The sequence below is a fragment of the Chromobacterium sp. Ag138 genome (assembly GCF_055181315.1).
Genome location: NZ_JBUPWA010000001.1, coordinates 150,956 through 165,244, shown reverse-complemented (window position 1 = coordinate 165,244; position 14,289 = coordinate 150,956). Strand labels below are relative to the sequence as shown.

Below are 14,289 nucleotides of genomic sequence, written 5' to 3'. Positions count from 1 at the left end.
TCACACCGCCGGCACCCTGTCGTCAAACGGCGTCAGTCTGCATGGCCACCGCCACCCGGACAGCCACGGCGGCGACACTGGAACCCCGAAATGAGCGACTACCTCGGCCTCAACCCGCACACCGGCCGCGCCATCGGCGACGGCGACCACATCCGCCAGTGCATCGGCCGCATCCTGACCACGCCGCTAGGTTCGCGCGTCGAGCGCCGACGCGTGGGCTCGCTGCTGCCGGAGCTGATCGACCAGCCGCTAAACGGCAAAACCCGCATGCAAGCCATGGCCGCCAGCGTCATGGCGCTGGCCGAGCAAGAGCCGCGCATCGAGCTGACCCGCGTCATGCTGGAAGTGGGCGCCGGCGAGCAAGCCGGCGCGCTGGCGATATCGGTGCACGGCCGGCGGCGCGGCAGCGGCCAGCCGCTGGAACACGTCATCGCGCTGAGGGGCTGACATGAGCGCTATCAATCTGTCCGCCCTGCCGCCGCCGGATGTTGTCGAGACACTGGATTTTGAAGCCGTCCTGGCCGACATCTGTGCCACCCTGCTGCGCATCGCGCCGGCCGACATGCGCGCCGGTATCGCCGCCGCGCTGAAAAGCGAGCTGGAGCCTATCCAGATGCTGGCCCAGGTCGCCGCCTATCGCGAATTGCTGCTGCGCCAGCGGGTCAACGAAGCCGCCCGCGCCACGATGCTGGCGTATGCCGAGAAAACCGATCTGGATAATCGGGCCGCCGATTACGGCGTCACCCGCCTGTTGGTCCGCCCGGCCGATCCAAACGCCATCCCGCCCGTGGAAGCGGAATATGAAAAAGACGAGCGGCTGCGCTACCGCTGCCAGATGGCGATGGAAGGGCTGGCCGCTGCCGGCCCGCGCGGCGCGTACCGGTTCCATGCATTGAGCGCGTCCGCCGATGTGGCGGATGTCGCTATCGAGACCCCGGCCGGCGGGCGGGTCCGGGTGTGGGTGCTGGCGCAAGCGGGCCGCGCCGGCCAGCCGCTGCTGGACACCGTCGCCGCGGCACTCAATGCCGAAACCATTCGCCCGCTGTGCGACACCGTGGAGGTGGCGGCCGCGACCCCGCTGGCGTTCTCCATTCAGGCATCCATCGTCTATCAGCCGGGCGGCGAGGCTGTCAGCGGCGGACTGGAGGGCGCGCGCGCCAGGCTGACCAAGATGTTGGCCGATCGCCGCGCCATAGGCGGCAGCGTGCCGCGCTCCGCCATAGACGCCGCGCTGCATGTGTCGGGCGTTGACCGCGTCGCCATTATCTCGCCGGCGTCGGACGTGTTGTGCGCGCCAGGGCAATACCCGGACTGCACCGCGGCGGAGGTGTTCGCATCATGAGTCGCCACTTGTTGCCGCCCAACGTCACGCCGCTGGAGCAGGCGCTGGCCGACGTCATGGCGCCGACGGTGGACCCGTCTGTCATCGCCACGATTGCCGACAGCGCGCGCTGTCCCGCCGCTCTGCTGCCCTGGCTGGCCTGGGAGCGCAGCGTCGAGCAATTCGACGCCGCACGCACCGAGGAGCAGCAGCGCGCGCTGATTCGTTCGTCGCTGGTGGTGCATCGCCAGAAGGGGGCGATTTCCGCTGTTCGCCAAGTGTTCCGCGACCTGGGCCTGGGCGAGGTTCAGATCGATGAAGGAACGGGCGGCTATTGCTATGACGGCGCAGTGGCATTTGATGGGTTTGTCAGCTACGGCGACCCGGAAGGCTGGGCCGAATACCGCGTTCGCATCGACAAGTTATTGAGCGTTGCACAAGCCGCCGCGGCTCGCGCGCTACTGGCGGATGTTGCGCCGGCGCGTTGCGTGCTGTGGGGGCTCGACTTTTCGGGGGCGGAGCTGATTTACAACGATATGGCCGCATTCGACGGCAAATACACCTATGGAGTGGCCTGATGGCGAATCTCGCAGATCCAAAAGCGCCGGGATTCCCGGCTGTCTATCAACTGGAGCTGACCGACAGGGTCAAGGCCGGCGCCGGCGGCATCGCCAACCGCCAGGCCGAGCAGTTGGTCGAGCGCACCGCGTTCCTTAAAAAACAGATCGACGACATCGTATCCGGCGCCCTGGTGGCCGAATACGCCGACCGTCTCAAGACCCCGCGCAACATCGGCATGACAGGCGATGGCAACTGGGCGGTGACGTTTGACGGCAACGGCAACGTCTCAGGCGCGCTGACGCTGGCAAACAGCGGAGTCACTGCCGGCAGCTATGGCATCGTGTCTGTCGACGCGAAAGGCCGCGTCACCGCAGGCCGGCAGATGAACGCCGGCGACGTGCCGGCGCTGGATTGGTCAAAGATCAATACCGGCAAGCCGACCACGCTGGACGGCTACGGCATCGCCGATGCTGTACCGCTAGATAGCGCCGGCCGCGCAACTGCAAATTCGTTCCGAGCGGAAAAAGGCTTGCCGTCAGGTGACAATGCGTCTGTCGGGTTCGCGTTTGGGCCAGATGGCGATACTGGCATGTTTACAGACGCCTCAGGCACCAATGCCAAGACCGGCAGCAAAACAATCAATCTACGGGTCGACTCTAAAGATGTGCTGATCGCAGACGTAACGGGCGGATTGTGGGCTCAGGGTTATGGCTGGCTGCATGAGAAATTCGCCATAAAAGCGACGACACTGGCCGGCTATGGCATCACCGACGCCCAGCCTTCCAGCCCGGATCTGACCGCGCTGGCCAATCTGAAAGGCGCGCCCGGCCTCTACGTCAACACAGGCCAAGGTTCGGCCGTTGTGCGCACGCTGGCCGCCGGCCAGGGCATCACCGTTAGCAACGGCGACGGCAAAGCGGGCAATCCCACCGTAGCCCTGGGTAATAGCGGCGTGGCCGCCGGCAGTTACGGCATCGTCACTGTCGATGCAATGGGCCGCGTCACCGCCGGCCGGCAGCTGGGCGCCGGCGACGTGCCGGCGCTGGACTGGAACAAGATCACGTCTGGCAAGCCGACCACGCTGGACGGTTACGGCATCACCGACGCCCAGCTGGCCAGCCCGGACCTGACTGCACTGGCCAATCTGAAGGGCTCGCCAGGCCTCTACGTCAACACCGGGCTAGGATCGGCCGTTGTGCGCGCGCTGGCCGCCGGCCAGGGCGTCACCGTCAGCAACGGCGACGGCAAGGCCGGCAATCCCACCGTGGCCCTGGGCAACAGCGGCGTGGCGGCTGGCAGTTACGGCGTCGTCACCGTTGACGCCATGGGCCGCGTCACCGCCGGACGGCAAATGGGCGCCGGCGACGTGCCGCCGCATGACTGGAGCAAGATCGCCACCGGCAAGCCCAGCACGCTGGCCGGTTATGGCATCACCGATGCATATACTGCGCCGGAGGTGGACGAGAAAATTAACGGCTTTAGTCCGCAGCTGAATGCTTCATTCAAAGCGGCGGGCACTCTAAATCAATACGTGCCTGTTGTTTTCAATCTGAATAATGCGGGTATGCCATTAATTATTCAGCGCCCCGATGTGCATGTTGATCGAAAATGGCTGGCGCACGGCTATGTCATGATCCGAGGCATTGGGTATGGCTTTGGCGCTGGCGGGAATGGCATTTTTGCGGATGTTGCAACTAGCGGCTGGGTGAATGCGGATAATGGCGGCGAGCGGGTTAGTTTTGTCGGCCAGATTCAAGATGCTTGGGACTCAAGTCGAATTGTGGTTTGGCTGCGTGGCGGGACGACATATTTAAGCAACCTCGCCCCCGATAGTAACGCCACCTCTTTTACTAACGGCAATAAGCAAAAATTTGACGCGATTCCCATCGCCGCCCCGTGTGGGTTGCCAAAAGGGCAGTATCAAACATTTGACCAGAGCAGCCCGATTACTGCGTCATCGCCGAGGCTGAGGCCAACTCCGGCGGGGCAACTCGTTGTTACATTCTCAGAATCACCGCCTGACGGCGCGCTGGTTTGCAACGGTGCGGCAATTTCTCGCGCAGCATATTCAGCCCTGTTTGACGCAATCGGAACCCGGTATGGTGCTGGCGATGGTAAATCCACATTTAACGTGCCGAATATCCCGGACGGGTGGGCGCTGCTGTCTGCTGGCGGCAGCGCGGTCGGCTCTGTGACCGCCGGCGACATCAAATCACACTCTCACACTGCAACCGCCGTGGCGGATCAGCAGGGCAATCATTCCCACAGTGTTAATGATCCGGGGCATAGCCATGGAGTAGACGTCAACGCGTTCGGCATTAACGGGGGTGGGGTCGGGGCGGGTATTTGCCGGCCGGGCTATGGCGGGCCGCTGCCCATTACAACGGCTGGAGCCGGAACCGGCATCAGCGTCGCCGCTGCAGGCGGACATAGCCATAACGTCGGCGTCACCGTCCAAGCGGCGGGCAGCAATAACAACTATGCGGCAGGTATGCGACTGCTGATCTGCATCACGTATTGAAAGGAGCGGATAGGTATGGACGACGTGCAACCTGAAGGTCAGCCCAGCTTCCAGCTGGTCAGTGGCTTCCACCCCGATACTCGGCAATACATCGGCCAAGTGCCGGCGTGGATGAGTCCGCTTGAGCGCTGTTATCCGTTGCCGGCCTGCGCCACCCACTTGCCTGCGCCGGACGGACCAGCGCCGGAGCGCCACGCCTGGCGACTCAAAGATACGCGCGACGCGTGGGAGTGCGTGCCGGACTACCGGCGAATTCAGCTGTACAGCACGGAAAGCGGTCAGCTGCTGCCGGCGCTAGCGTTTGGCGAAGCGCCGCCCCAGGGCAGCACTGAATTGCTGCCGCCGTGGCCGGGTGAGCATCAATCTCGGGGCTGGGACGCTATCGCGCAGCGGTGGGTAATTCGTCCCGACTGGCGCGGCGTTCCGCTGTGGCGGACGGTAGATGCTATGCCGGTCTCGGCTGCGTTGGGACAAACGCCTGCGGATTTGCATGCCACCGAGCTGGCGCCGCCCCGTTTCCCTGTCTGGACGGGGGATCATTGGGAAATTGACGAGGCAGCCAGGGCTGCGGCAGAGCGTCCTGCGGTGTTTGCGGATCAGAAGGGGCAGGCTCAGACCGGGGGCGAATAAGTTGGCCGCTCGCGCCAGAATTGGAATGACAAAGCCCCGCTGCTGCGGGGCTTGTTCATTGGGGTAGACGCTACGCCGCCAGGCCGATCCGGTTGACCTCGTACCGGATCGCCGCCGCGGCAGATGCGGAGATGAACCCGATTGACGGGTCATCGTGATGGCTGGCCAGCGTATGGCCCAGCGAGTTCAAACAGACATAGAGGTTTTCCAGCGTTTCGCGCGGAGATTGGCCGATCAGGGGATTCAATTCGATTGCGTCGGTGCGGGTGCGGGTGTTCATATTTTTTAGCCTTATATGCGGTGCGGATAAAATTCAATCCGGGTGCAATGTTGCTACCAAATGTAAACGAGGCAAATTGGCTTAATCGCCAATGCGCTGCATAAGATCCGGCAGGAAAATATGCGCAACCAGTAGCCTGCTATCAGTTTTTTCATCTGTACCGATACGCTTAACGCCAAGTTTTTCAAGGGAATTTTCAATATGAGCCCGCACGGTGCGCGGAGTTATCCCCAATTTCTGCGAAATGCTTTTGTGGGACAGGCCGCCGGCGATAAGTAGAACTACTGACGCCTCGCGGTCACTCAACTGTCCCAAATGCCGGGCCGTGGACTGCTCCCGCAGTTCCGCCCGCCCCAGCAGCGCGCGCAGATCGTCAGCCAGGCCGGCGCGCAGATGCCATGGCAGATCTTGTTTTGCAATTTTGGCGATCATGTCTAACACCGTCAGCATATCGCCCCCGTCAGCCTCGGCCAGGAATTGCTGGACGAGGGCGGCGGCGGGAAATGGCATGCTGAAGGCTACGTATAAATACGGACAATTCCATGCTAGGTTGTGGCGTTGCCTGATACAACAAGCACAACGGGACTTAACAAAATAGCTGCGGCAGCATGTCCGGGAACTCACTTGGAGACCGAGACATGCAGGATTTCCATCACGGCGTGCGGGTTGTCGAAATCAACAACGGCACCCGCCCCATTCGTACCATCTCCACCGCCATCATCGGCATGGTCTGCACCGCGGACGATGCCGATGCCGAGGCGTTCCCTCTCGACACGCCGGTATTGCTCACCGACGTGGATGCGGCCATCGGCAAAGCCGGCAGCAAAGGCACGCTGAAGCAAAGCCTCACCGCCATTTCCGCCAACGCCCGCCCGCTGGTGGTGGTGGTGCGCGTCAAGACCGGCAAGGACGATGCCGAACAAACCGGGCTCACAATCGGCACCACCACGGCCGCGGGGCGGTACACCGGCCTGCAGGCGCTGCTGACCGCCCAGCAGCGGCTGAGCGTGAAGCCGCGCATCCTGGTCGCGCCGGGTCTGGATAGCCTGCCCGTCGCCACCGCCCTGGCCAGCCTGGCCGCCAAGCTGCGCGCGTTCGCCTATGTCGGCGCCGCGGGCTGCAAGACCCGCGAGGAAGTGGCAGCCTACCGCCAGAACTTCGGCCAGCGCGAGCTGATGGTCATCTGGCCGCAGTTCATCGCGTGGGATAGCGCCGCCGGCGCTAGCGTCGTGGTCCCGGCCACCGCCTACGCCGCGGGCCTGCGCGCCGCGCTGGACGAGTCGGTGGGCTGGCACAAGACCTTGTCGAACGTCGTTGTGCAGGGCGTCACCGGCATCAGCGCGGATGTGTTCTGGGATCTGCAAAACCCCGCCACCGACGCCGGCTATCTCAATGAAAAGGGCGTCACTACCCTGATCCGCCGCGACGGCTTCCGCTTCTGGGGCAACCGCACTTGCTCGGATGATCCACTGTTCGCGTTCGAGAGCGCCACCCGCACCGCCCAGGTGCTGGCCGATACCATGGCCGAGGCCCATATGTGGGCGATGGACAAGCCGCTGACGCCGGTGTTGGCGCGCGAGATTCTGGATGGTCTCAACGCCAAGGGGCGCAGCCTGGTGAAGGAAGGGTATCTGCTGGGCTACGGCGCCTGGCTCCCGGCGGACTTGAACGGCAAGGACACGCTCAAGGACGGCCAGCTGAAGATTGCTTACAAGTACACGCCGGTCCCGCCGCTGGAAAACCTGCAATTCCGCCAGTCCATCACCGATGAATTCCTGATCGACTTCGCCGCCCAGGTCGCCGCTTAACAACAGGAGCCCGATATGTCCGCACTGCCGCGCACCCTGCGCAAATTCAACCTATTCATCGATGGCGTCGGCTTCGCGGCCGAGTGCCTGGAAGTCAAGCTGCCGAAGATCGCCATGAAAACCGAGGAATACTCGGGCGCCGGCATGATCGGATCGGTCGCATTGCTCAAAGCAATCGAAAAGCTGGAGATGGAGCACACCTACAACGGCCCCATCCCGGAAATCATCGCCACCTTCGGCGCGGAAAAGCACGATGCCACCCGCCTGCGCTGGATGGGCAGCTACTCCAACGAGGCCACCGGCCAGGCCCACGCCGTGGAAATCACCGTCGGCGGCCGTAACAACGAGCTGGATCAAGGCGACGCCAAGGCCGGCGAAAACGGCTCGTTCAAGGTGAAGACCGACATCACCTATTACCGCCAGGTCATGGACGGCAAAGAGCTGCTTGAAATCGACATCGTCAACGACGTGTTCCGCGTCATGGGCGTGGATCGTCTGGAGCAACACCGCCGCAACGTCGGCATGTTCTAACCCATACCCGCCCGCCGCCCGGCGGGCTCTCCCCTACTACAGGAAACCATCATGAGCAAAACCACCAACGAAAACGCCATCGCGCTGGAAGCCCCGATCAAGCGCGGCGAGACCCTGATCGAATCCATCGAGCTGCGCCGCCCCGGCGCTGGCGAGCTGCGCGGCCTGAAGCTGGCCGACGTGCTGCAACTGGACGTAGACGCCGCCATCAAGCTGCTGCCGCGCATCACCTCGCCGGCGCTGATCGCCGAGGAGGTGGCGCGGATGGACCCGGCCGACCTGCTGGAATGCGCGTCCAAGGTGGCTGGTTTTTTGTTGAAGAAATCGGCGCTGGAGGACAGCCAATCCCCGGCAGCGTAGACGACGCCATCGCCGATATCGCCACCATTTTTCATTGGCCGCCCAGCGCATTTGCCGGCATGTCCCTGACCGAGCTGGCGGACTGGCGCGAAGCGGCCCGCCTCCGATCAGGTAACGCCGACAATGAGTAAGCTGAAGCTGGAAGTGATTCTGGCGGCCGTGGACAAAATGACCCGGCCGCTCAAGCAAGCCATGGCCGGCAACAAGGAGCTGGCGCGCGCCGTGAAGGAAAGCCGCGACCAGCTCAAGCAGCTGCAGGCCACGCAAGGCAGCATCGACGCCTTCCGCAAACTCACCAAGGAAAGCAAGGACACCGGCCAGGCGCTGCAAGGCGCCAAGCAACGGCTGGAGGATGTCCGCCGGCAGATGGAGCAGGCCGGCGGCGCCAGCATCAAACTATCCCGTGAGTACGGCAACGCCGAGCGCGCCGTCGAAAAGCTCACCCTCGCCCACCGCAAGCGCCTTGACGCCGCCCGCGCCGCCGCCGGCGCGCTGCAGCGCGACGGCATCGACACCCGCCAGTTATCCGCAGCGGAAACCACCCTCGCCGCCCGCATTCAGGAAACTAACCGCGCGCTGGAATCGCGCCAGGGCAGGCTTGACGCCGTCGCCCGACGCCAGCGCCTGCTCAACGAATCCCAGCAACGTTACAGCCACCAGTTGGAAATGCGCGACAAGCTGGCCGGCGGCAGCGCCGTCACCGTCGCCACCGGGGCCGCCATTGGCGCGCCGGCATTCAAGATGGCTGCCGACTTCAGCAGTTTTGAAAACGCCATGCTGGGCGTCGCGCGCCAGGTGGACGGCGCCCGCGACGATAACGGCAAGCTGACCGCCACCTATTACGAAATGGGCGACGCCATCAAGGCGATGGCGACGCAGATCCCCATGGCCACCGCCGACATTGCGGCGCTGGTGGAAGGCGGTGCGCGGATGGGCGTAAAGGGCAAGGAAAATCTGCTGGAGTTCGCCCGCGTGGCGGCGCTGGCGGCGACGGCGTTTGACCTGCCGGCGGACCGGCTATCCGAGGACATGGGCAAGATCGCCAACGTCTACAAAGTGCCGATCAAGAACATCAGCGAGTTGGGCGATGTCATCAACTACTTGGACGACAACGCTCAATCCAAGGGCGCCGACATCATCGAGGTAATGAAGCGCGTTGCCGGCAACGTCGGCAGCATGGACTACAAGCAGGCGGCGGCCCTGGGCAGTACTTTTCTATCACTGGGCGCGTCGGCAGAAGTGGCCGGCACGGCCACCATCGCCATGGTTCGAGAGTTGCAAATTGCCGCAAAGCAACCCAAGCGTTTCCAGCGCGGGCTAAAAGAGTTGGGTCTCAACGCCAAGCAGATCGAAGCGCAGATGGCGAACGATACGACGGGCACCATTCTCAAGGTAATGGAAGCTGTCAAGAAGCTGCCCAAGGTCAAGCAAATGGGCGTGATGGTGGATCTGTTCGGCAAGGAATATGGCGACGACGCCGCCAAGCTGGCCGACAACCTGGACGAGTACCGCAAGCAGCTGAATCTGGTCAACGATGCCAAGGCCAAGGGCAGCATGCAGCGCGAAGGCGACGCCAGCAAGGACACCTTGACGGCGCAGTGGCAATTGACCAAAAACCGGCTGTTCAACCAGTCGTCAGAAATGGGCAAGGCGCTGCGCCAGCCGTTGATGGATCTGATGAAGGGCGCGGCGGATGTGCTGCAGGGCATATACCGCTGGACCAAGGCCAACCCGGAGCTGGCGGCAACGCTGGTCAAGACCGCCGCGGCCGTGTCCGTGGTGCTGGCCGTGGCCGGAACGTTGGGCCTGGCCATCGCCGCCGTCCTCGGCCCTATCGCCCTGGCCCGCCTCAGCCTGTCTACCCTGGGCATCCGCGCCGGCGGCGTGGTGGAAAAGCTGGTCGATCTGCGCAAGACCAGCGCCAGCGCCGGCCTGTCGCTGGGCAGCCGGCTGTCTGCCGGCGCGGCCGCAGCCAAGCGCGCCGGGCAGAGCCTGGCCCAAACCTGGGCGGCATCCAGCCCGCGCGAGCCGTTGAAGCGGCTGGGGGAATGGGTCAAGGGGCTGAAAACCACGCTGCCGGCCGCCATCCGCGCCGCCAGCGCGCGCAGCGTGGAACTGGCGCGCAGCCTGGGCGCCGGCATGGTCGGCAAGCTCACTGCCGGCAAGGACGCAGTCAAGCGCTACACCGTCGAGCTGTGGCGCGCGGTCGCCGCCCAGCTGGCGCTGGCGCGCGCCGGCGCGCAGTCCAAGTTCGGCGCGGTGACGCAGTACGTCAAAACCCGCGGCGTGAAGGGCATGGCGCTGGATGGGCTGAAAGGCGGCGGCCGGCTGCTGAAGGGCGGCATTGTCGGCGCGGCCTCGGGCGTCGTCAGCGCCATCATGGGCATTGGCCAGGCGCTGCTGTTCGTCGCCCGCCTGGCCATGGCCAACCCCATCGGCCTGATCATCGGTTTGGCCGCCATGCTGATCATCAAGTATTGGGAACCGATCAAAGCCTGGTTCAGCGGCTTCTGGCAGGGGCTGAAAGAAGGGCTCGCGCCGCTGGGGGCAATCTTCAGCCAGGTGTTCGCCGCTATCGGCCCGGCCCTGGAGCCGCTGCGCCCGGTGTGGGATTGGCTGGTCGGCGCGTTCAAAAGCGCATGGGAATGGGTGTCCAACCTGCTGGGGCCAGTGAACGCCAGCAAGGAAAGCCTGGACGCCGCCGCCAAGAGCGGCAAGGGCTTCGGCCAGTGGCTGGCAAGCCTGATCGTCATCGGCGCGGAGCTGGCCGCCAAGTTCATCACCGTGGGCCTGGACATCATGTCCGGCATCGTGTCCGGCATCAAAAAGGGCATCGTGTGGGTCAAGGATGCAATCCTGGGCGTCGGTGACATGTTGCCGGAATGGCTGCGCAAGAAACTGGACATCCATTCCCCGTCCCGCGTGTTCGCCACCATTGGCGGCTTCACCATGGCCGGCCTGGAGCAGGGTATCGACAAGGGCCAGGCCGGGCCTCTGGCCAGCCTGCGCGAAACCGCCAAGCGGCTGACGGCCGCCGGCGCCGGCATCGCGCTGACCGCCGGCCCGGCGCTGGCCGGTCAGCTGGACACGCGCCCGCCGCTGTCCGCCCGCGCGCCGACCGCGGCGGCGCTGCCGCCGATCAACATCACAATCAACGCAGCGCCGGGCATGAACGAGCAGCAGCTCGCCGCCCTGGTACAGCGCCAGGTGGCTCAGGAGCTGGCCAAGGCCACCAGCCAGGCGTCCGCCGCGCGCCGTTCCCGCTTTGGAGATCTCGACTAATGCTAGGCATGCCGATGATGGCCCTGGGCCTGTTCGTGTTCGTGCTGGACACCCTTCCCTATCAGGATTTCAAACAGAAATACGCCTGGCGCTGGCCGAGCAATAGCCGCGTCGGCCGCCGGCCGGCGTATCAGTTCCTCGGCCCGGACGAAGAGTCCATCACCCTGTCCGGCCGGCTGATGCCGGAGCTGACCGGCGGCGAAAACGCGCTGACGCTGATGCGGTTGATGGCCGATCAGGGCCGCGCCTGGCCGCTGATCGAGGGCACCGGCACCATCTACGGCTATTTCGTGGTGGAGTCGCTGGACATCAGCCGGCAGGAGTTTTTCAGCGATGGCGCCGCCCGCTGCATCGATTTCACCCTGTCGCTGAAGCGCGTGGATGACAATCTGCTGGATCTGCTGGGCACGCTCACCCGCGACATCCTGGAGCTGGCCGCATGAGCTTGATCGACAGCGCCACCGACACTCTGGGCGGCATATCAGACATGCTGGGCGGCGTGGCGGACAGGATCGCCGGCGAGATCGCCCAGCCGCGGCAGCCCGCCTGCCGCCTGGTGCTGGCCGGCCAAGACATCACCCGCAACATTCTGCCGCGGCTGATCAGCCTCACGCTGACCGATAACCGGGGATTCGAGGCCGACCAGCTGGATGTCGTGCTGGACGACGCCGATGGCCGGCTGGACATCCCGGAACGCGGCGTCACCGTCACCCTGGCGCTGGGCTGGACCGGCGGCGCGCTGGTGGATAAGGGTTCGTACGTCGTGGACGAGGTGGAGCATACCGGTACGCCGGACACGCTCACCCTGCGCGCCCGCGCCACCGATCTGCGCGCCGGCATCGCCACCAAGCGCGAGAAAAGCTGGCACAAAACCACGGTCGGCGGCATCGTCTCGGCCATCGCCAAGGCCAACGGCCTGACGCCGGCCATTCCCGCCTGGCTGGCCGCCAAACCCATCGACCACATCGACCAGACCAGCGAGAGCGACGCCAATCTGCTCACCCGGCTGGCCGAGCGCTACGACGCCGTCGCCACCGTCAAGCATGGGCGGCTGCTGTTCTGCAAAGCCGGCGACGCCGAAACCGTCACCGGCAAGCCCTTCCCGTCCTGCCTGATCACCCGCGCCGCCGGCGACAATCACCGCTTCCGGGTGGCCGACCGCGACGCCTACACCGCCGTCAAGGCATACTGGCATGACGTGAGCGGCGCGAAAAAGGGCGAGGTCATCGTCGACAAGAACACCCGGTTTGAACGCCGCGCCACCGTTACCAAGCTGGGCCGCAAGTCCAAGCGCACAAAGCTGACCGCCATTCAGCAAAAAGGCATCGAGCCCAGCAGTGAAAACATCAAAGTCTTGCGCCATGTCTACGTCAGCGAGGCCACTGCCACCCAGGGCGCAAAGGCGGCCTGGCAGAAGCTGCAGCGCGGCGTCGCAGAATTCAGCATCACCCTGGCTGAGGGCCGGCCGGAGCTGTTTCCGGAACTGCCCGCCCAGGTGCAAGGGTTCAAGCCCATCATCGACGCCACCGGCTGGGTGCTGAAGAAGGTAACGCACCAGCTGGGCGATGGTGGCTATACCACTTCGCTGGAGTTAGAAGCTAGGCTGGAGGATGTGGCGACATAAAGTGTGCAATTACACAACTTACTTTGCTCGCCGCTGCCGGCTCACACCACGCGCCACACCATTAACAAAGGCTATTTAACCCAACTTACTGACTTGATATGTTCTCATGAAATTTTTTATTATTCTGGGGCTAGCATCAAATGCATGAGTGATTGCGAGGACGGAATAGACATTGCACGTTCTACACTCATAGCAGCCGTCTTTTCATCTGAGCTATCGCCGCTCCTGCCCTTTATTACGATTTCATTTTTAATGTCATGCACTACAGCTTCACATACACGCATGCCAGTCCACCATGCTTTGTCTGCAAGAGCCGCGCTTAAATTATTTTGCTGCTCATCATTAAGAGAGAGTCTACCTTGTAGTCTTATGCTCGAGATTTCACTGTTGATTTTATTCAGAAAATCCTTTTTACATTTCGGCATTTCGGATTGGGCGGTAATTTGGCCCATCGCAAAGCTTCGTAGCGTTGCAATACTATCTTCATTTAGAGTTGATAGACTTTTCAGCGTTTTTTGCATGACCTCACAAGCTGCATCGGACAGCCCAGTTAATTCAGGCTGGGCAATATCATTCGAATACGCTTTGGCAGCCAACCGTGTGGTTAGCTCTTTAACCGCAGCGCTATCGCTATCCTGGCCAGATAGAGCCGACACCATATCGGCGACTTCCGCGCCTGTGGCGAGCCCATTTAAATAGGCAAGGCCAAAACCCAATACTTTAATTTGAATAGCGGGTACGCTTTGGAGCGCTGCTGCGGTACCTCCAACGATGATGCTTCCAACTCCTATGACGCGAGACTTATGGCTAGCAGTATCTTTGATTGCCTCACTCAATTCGTGGACACTTTCTGGCGAAGTTGTGGCTACTGCATATACAGTCTTTGCTGAGCCAATTAAAAAGTTCGCACCATCACTACACGCAGCAAGCGCTGTTGCCTTTGCATCATCCCTTGTGATCTCATCTTGACCGGTGGCGACTTTCATCATACCGACTCCCACCTCGGCACCAAAGAGAATGCTGCCCATTCTCTCTTGAATTTTTTCCAGTGGCACCGTTGGGTTTTCGAACATTTCGAAAGCAATTCCCATCAACGTTTCGCCCTTATGCTCAATCCCCCTCAAGGCATCCTGAACCACATTCGCATCGTCAGGTACAGAAATATTCCTCTTCACATCATTAAAAATATCATCGCCAGACTTTAGGAAAGGCTGCTGAGGCGCATTGGTAGCACTTTGGACTTTTGGCATATCTTCGTGTTTAAAGACAGTACCGGCACCCGCGCCCAAAATATATGGCCCCGCTTTCTTCGCACCTGCTTTTGCAGCGGCTCTTACCGCACCTCCTATAGTACGCCCAATCATAATCATT

General features: G+C 62.7%; 15 protein-coding genes. 12 read left to right on the top strand and 3 right to left on the bottom strand.

Features of this window, described 5'->3' with window-relative positions:
* Nucleotides 1–90 precede the first annotated feature (90 nt).
* The 5 genes from ACY3GB_RS00790 to ACY3GB_RS00770 are packed head-to-tail and all read left to right on the top strand — an operon-like array spanning nucleotide 91 to nucleotide 5,033.
* Complete coding sequence (locus ACY3GB_RS00790) at nucleotides 91–447, top strand: GPW/gp25 family protein (protein WP_463087019.1); 357 nt, start codon at nucleotides 91–93, stop codon at nucleotides 445–447.
* Between the two features lies 1 nt (nucleotide 448).
* A complete protein-coding gene (locus ACY3GB_RS00785) occupies nucleotides 449–1,342 on the top strand; it encodes a baseplate assembly protein (RefSeq protein ID WP_463087018.1) in 894 nt (297 codons plus the stop codon).
* Nucleotides 1,343–1,350: 8 nt separating this feature from the next.
* Complete coding sequence (locus ACY3GB_RS00780; protein WP_463087017.1) at nucleotides 1,351–1,899, top strand: phage tail protein I; 549 nt, start codon at nucleotides 1,351–1,353, stop codon at nucleotides 1,897–1,899.
* The gene (locus ACY3GB_RS00775) at nucleotides 1,899–4,403 is read left to right on the top strand and encodes a phage tail protein (protein WP_463087016.1); all 2,505 of its coding nucleotides are present in this window, start codon (nucleotides 1,899–1,901) and stop codon (nucleotides 4,401–4,403) included. Before ACY3GB_RS00780 ends, ACY3GB_RS00775 begins: the two co-directional genes overlap by 1 nt.
* Before the next feature lie 15 nt (nucleotides 4,404–4,418).
* The gene (locus ACY3GB_RS00770) at nucleotides 4,419–5,033 is read left to right on the top strand and encodes a hypothetical protein (protein ID WP_463087015.1); all 615 of its coding nucleotides are present in this window, start codon (nucleotides 4,419–4,421) and stop codon (nucleotides 5,031–5,033) included.
* Between the two features lie 70 nt (nucleotides 5,034–5,103).
* Here ACY3GB_RS00770 and ACY3GB_RS00765 read toward each other — a convergent pair whose 3' ends face one another.
* Together ACY3GB_RS00765 and ACY3GB_RS00760 are read right to left on the bottom strand one after the other, a co-directional pair.
* A complete protein-coding gene (locus ACY3GB_RS00765) occupies nucleotides 5,104–5,313 on the bottom strand; it encodes a hypothetical protein (RefSeq protein WP_463087014.1) in 210 nt (69 codons plus the stop codon).
* An 81-nt stretch (nucleotides 5,314–5,394) separates the two neighbouring features.
* Nucleotides 5,395–5,823, bottom strand: coding sequence for a LuxR C-terminal-related transcriptional regulator (locus tag ACY3GB_RS00760; RefSeq protein WP_463087013.1), 429 nt, complete (start codon nucleotides 5,821–5,823; stop codon nucleotides 5,395–5,397).
* A 128-nt stretch (nucleotides 5,824–5,951) separates the two neighbouring features.
* Between ACY3GB_RS00760 and ACY3GB_RS00755 the strand changes: the two genes are divergently transcribed.
* From ACY3GB_RS00755 to ACY3GB_RS00725, 7 genes are read left to right on the top strand one after another with little or no spacing between them, the layout of a single operon-like run.
* Nucleotides 5,952–7,121 carry a phage tail sheath protein gene (locus ACY3GB_RS00755; RefSeq protein ID WP_463087012.1) on the top strand — a complete coding sequence of 390 codons (1,170 nt, stop codon included), beginning with the start codon at nucleotides 5,952–5,954 and terminating at the stop codon, nucleotides 7,119–7,121.
* Between the two features lie 15 nt (nucleotides 7,122–7,136).
* Nucleotides 7,137–7,652 (top strand): phage major tail tube protein, encoded by a 516-nt coding sequence (locus ACY3GB_RS00750; protein ID WP_463087011.1) that lies wholly within the window; start codon nucleotides 7,137–7,139, stop codon nucleotides 7,650–7,652.
* 51 nt (nucleotides 7,653–7,703) lie between these two features.
* On the top strand, nucleotides 7,704–8,012 hold the full coding sequence (locus tag ACY3GB_RS00745) for a phage tail assembly protein (RefSeq protein ID WP_463087010.1): 309 nt from the start codon (nucleotides 7,704–7,706) through the stop codon (nucleotides 8,010–8,012).
* The gene (locus tag ACY3GB_RS00740; RefSeq protein WP_463087009.1) at nucleotides 7,940–8,143 is read left to right on the top strand and encodes a GpE family phage tail protein; all 204 of its coding nucleotides are present in this window, start codon (nucleotides 7,940–7,942) and stop codon (nucleotides 8,141–8,143) included. Before ACY3GB_RS00745 ends, ACY3GB_RS00740 begins: the two co-directional genes overlap by 73 nt.
* Nucleotides 8,136–11,294 (top strand): phage tail tape measure protein, encoded by a 3,159-nt coding sequence (locus ACY3GB_RS00735; protein WP_463087008.1) that lies wholly within the window; start codon nucleotides 8,136–8,138, stop codon nucleotides 11,292–11,294. Before ACY3GB_RS00740 ends, ACY3GB_RS00735 begins: the two co-directional genes overlap by 8 nt.
* Nucleotides 11,294–11,737, top strand: coding sequence for a phage tail protein (locus ACY3GB_RS00730; protein WP_463087007.1), 444 nt, complete (start codon nucleotides 11,294–11,296; stop codon nucleotides 11,735–11,737). Before ACY3GB_RS00735 ends, ACY3GB_RS00730 begins: the two co-directional genes overlap by 1 nt.
* Nucleotides 11,734–12,918, top strand: coding sequence for a phage late control D family protein (locus tag ACY3GB_RS00725; protein WP_463087006.1), 1,185 nt, complete (start codon nucleotides 11,734–11,736; stop codon nucleotides 12,916–12,918). Before ACY3GB_RS00730 ends, ACY3GB_RS00725 begins: the two co-directional genes overlap by 4 nt.
* A 119-nt stretch (nucleotides 12,919–13,037) precedes the next feature.
* On the opposite strand, the gene ACY3GB_RS00720 is transcribed toward ACY3GB_RS00725, so the two are convergent.
* A complete protein-coding gene (locus ACY3GB_RS00720; protein ID WP_463087005.1) occupies nucleotides 13,038–14,282 on the bottom strand; it encodes a hypothetical protein in 1,245 nt (414 codons plus the stop codon).
* Nucleotides 14,283–14,289: the final 7 nt, after the last annotated feature.

Excerpts from the sequence above, each read along its gene's own strand:
- ACY3GB_RS00750 (WP_463087011.1), top strand. The coding sequence starts at position 7,137 with ATGTCCGCACTGCCGCGCACCCTGCGCAAATTCAACCTATTCATCGAT.
- ACY3GB_RS00760 (WP_463087013.1), bottom strand. The coding sequence starts at position 5,823 with ATGCCATTTCCCGCCGCCGCCCTCGTCCAGCAATTCCTGGCCGAGGCT.
- ACY3GB_RS00775 (WP_463087016.1), top strand. The coding sequence starts at position 1,899 with ATGGCGAATCTCGCAGATCCAAAAGCGCCGGGATTCCCGGCTGTCTAT.
- ACY3GB_RS00755 (WP_463087012.1), top strand. The coding sequence starts at position 5,952 with ATGCAGGATTTCCATCACGGCGTGCGGGTTGTCGAAATCAACAACGGC.
- ACY3GB_RS00790 (WP_463087019.1), top strand. The coding sequence starts at position 91 with ATGAGCGACTACCTCGGCCTCAACCCGCACACCGGCCGCGCCATCGGC.
- ACY3GB_RS00765 (WP_463087014.1), bottom strand. The coding sequence starts at position 5,313 with ATGAACACCCGCACCCGCACCGACGCAATCGAATTGAATCCCCTGATC.
- ACY3GB_RS00735 (WP_463087008.1), top strand. The coding sequence starts at position 8,136 with ATGAGTAAGCTGAAGCTGGAAGTGATTCTGGCGGCCGTGGACAAAATG.
- ACY3GB_RS00745 (WP_463087010.1), top strand. The coding sequence starts at position 7,704 with ATGAGCAAAACCACCAACGAAAACGCCATCGCGCTGGAAGCCCCGATC.
- ACY3GB_RS00740 (WP_463087009.1), top strand. The coding sequence starts at position 7,940 with ATGCGCGTCCAAGGTGGCTGGTTTTTTGTTGAAGAAATCGGCGCTGGA.
- ACY3GB_RS00720 (WP_463087005.1), bottom strand. The coding sequence starts at position 14,282 with ATGATTGGGCGTACTATAGGAGGTGCGGTAAGAGCCGCTGCAAAAGCA.
- ACY3GB_RS00770 (WP_463087015.1), top strand. The coding sequence starts at position 4,419 with ATGGACGACGTGCAACCTGAAGGTCAGCCCAGCTTCCAGCTGGTCAGT.
- ACY3GB_RS00725 (WP_463087006.1), top strand. The coding sequence starts at position 11,734 with ATGAGCTTGATCGACAGCGCCACCGACACTCTGGGCGGCATATCAGAC.
- ACY3GB_RS00785 (WP_463087018.1), top strand. The coding sequence starts at position 449 with ATGAGCGCTATCAATCTGTCCGCCCTGCCGCCGCCGGATGTTGTCGAG.
- ACY3GB_RS00730 (WP_463087007.1), top strand. The coding sequence starts at position 11,294 with ATGCTAGGCATGCCGATGATGGCCCTGGGCCTGTTCGTGTTCGTGCTG.